Here is a 1,815-nt window from a genome sequence, read left to right as displayed (position 1 = left end):
CGTGCCCGCGCAGCGGCTCACCCACCTGGACACCCGCCAACGGATCCCACACCCGCACCATGCCATCGGAGCCACCGGTGGCCAGCAACGACCGGCCATCCGCACCCGCGAACGCCACCACCGCATGTACCAGGTCTTCGTGCCCGCGCAGCGGCTCACCCACCTGGACACCCGCCAACGGATCCCACACCCGCACCATGCCATCGGAGCCACCGGTGGCCAGCAACGACCGGCCGTCCGGCCCGTCGAACGCCACCACCGCATTCACCCACCTGTCGTGCCCGCGCAGCGGCTCACCCACCTGGACACCCGCCAACGGATCCCACACCCGCACCATGCCATCGGAGCCACCGGTGGCCAGCAGCGACCGGCCATCCGGGCCTGCGAACGCCGCCACCGCCTGGACCCGGCTGTCGTGCCAGAGTGACTCGCCGACCTGGATACCCGCCAGCGGATCCCACACCCGCACCGTGCGATCGTCGCCGCCGGTGGCCAGCAGCGGCTGGCCGTCCGGCCCGTCGAACGCCACCACCGCATTCACCCACCTGTCGTGCCCGCGCAGCGGCTCACCCACCTGGACACCCGCCAACGGATCCCACACCCGCACCATGCCATCGGAGCCACCGGTGGCCAACAACGGCTGGCCATCCGGGCCTGCGAACGCCGCCACCGCCTGGACCCGGCTGTCGTGCCAGAGTGACTCGCCGACCTGGATACCCGCCAGCGGATCCCACACCCGCACCGTGTGATCGTCGCCGCCGGTCGCAAGTAATGACCTGCCGTCCGGCCCGGTAAAGGCAGTGATGCAGGGCATCCCTGCGTGGGCGGTGAGGACGTTGTTCGCGGTGTGCCAGCGGGAGAAGCGCGGTCGGATGATGGCTCCGTCGCCGGGGTGGATTCCTGCGGTGGCGAGCGCAAATTGGAGGCTGGTTTCGAGCGCCTGGTGGTCGGCGCCACCAAGGAAGGGTTCGATGCCGGCCCAGGCGGCAAGGGATTCTTGGCCGGGTTGGGGGGTGAGAGGCAGGCCGAGGCGGCCGCGGAGGCGGCCGTCGGTGTCCCACGGCAGGAACCCGGTTGGAAGGTGAGCGTCGTCCAGAACGCCGCCAAGGTCGGCATGCTGGGTAAGGTGACGTCGGACGTAGGGGTGGGGCGGAACGCCTGGGGGAGTGTCGGCCAGCTTCGCCAGGCGGCTGGCGATACGCCGGTGGATGTCAGCGGGCGTGTCTGGCCGCGGGGCGGAGGTCACGGCGTTCTTCCCCTCGGGGTGTGCAGGCGGTGGGGCTCGTCGCGCAGCACTTCGGCGAGGCATTCGTGGGCCAGACGGTACACGATGCGGCCGTCTTCGGTGTCCTGGGCTAGGTAGCCAACCAGACGCCCGGTACGCAGAGCATCGATCGCCGCATCGGCACCGGGCAACGGACGGTCCAGCACCGCCTCCGCCATCGCCGGCCAGACCGCCCCGAAGGTTCATCCGAGATCAATATCAACAAGAGCAAACCCCGCTATAGCGCCAACGAGAAGACCAACGCAGTTCGGCTTGAGACCTCCCAGGTTTCCAAGGGCGCGGATGGGACTAGTCGTGACTATATGAAGCCGGCATTGTCGTGTGGCCATATCCCATATCCGCACCGCCCTGTCTTCGCCGCCGGTGGCCAGCAAGGGCCGGCCGTCCGGCCCGTCGAACGCCACCACCGCACTCACCTGGCTGTCGTGCTCGAGCGGTTCGCTGACCTGGGTACCTGTCAGCGGATCCCACACCCGCACCGTGCGATCGTCGCTGCTGGTGGCCAGCAGCGGCTGGCCGTCCGGCCCGTC

General features: G+C 69.6%; 2 protein-coding genes and 1 pseudogene. All 3 read right to left on the bottom strand.

The genetic code is table 11. The annotated features are described in order from the left end of the window. On the bottom strand, positions 1-1,246 hold a 1,246-nt coding region (locus AB0442_RS28670), incomplete at its 3' end, for a WD40 repeat domain-containing protein (protein WP_366166403.1). After that, positions 1,243-1,443, bottom strand: coding sequence for a hypothetical protein (locus tag AB0442_RS28665; RefSeq protein ID WP_366166401.1), 201 nt, complete (start codon positions 1,441-1,443; stop codon positions 1,243-1,245). The genes AB0442_RS28670 and AB0442_RS28665, both read right to left, overlap by 4 nt. Before the next feature lie 24 nt (positions 1,444-1,467). After that, a pseudogene (locus AB0442_RS28660) lies at positions 1,468-1,815 on the bottom strand (hypothetical protein); the annotation flags it as partial.

This window comes from Kitasatospora sp. NPDC085895 (genome assembly GCF_040702125.1).
GTDB classification, from domain to species: domain Bacteria; phylum Actinomycetota; class Actinomycetes; order Streptomycetales; family Streptomycetaceae; genus Kitasatospora; species Kitasatospora arboriphila.
The sequence above is the reverse complement of the archived record's forward strand: the minus strand, read 5'-3'. Positions and strand labels throughout refer to the sequence as shown.

Bases quoted from the DNA above. Each gene is read 5' to 3' on its own strand.
- AB0442_RS28665 (WP_366166401.1), bottom strand. From the start codon at position 1,443: ATGGCGGAGGCGGTGCTGGACCGTCCGTTGCCCGGTGCCGATGCGGCG.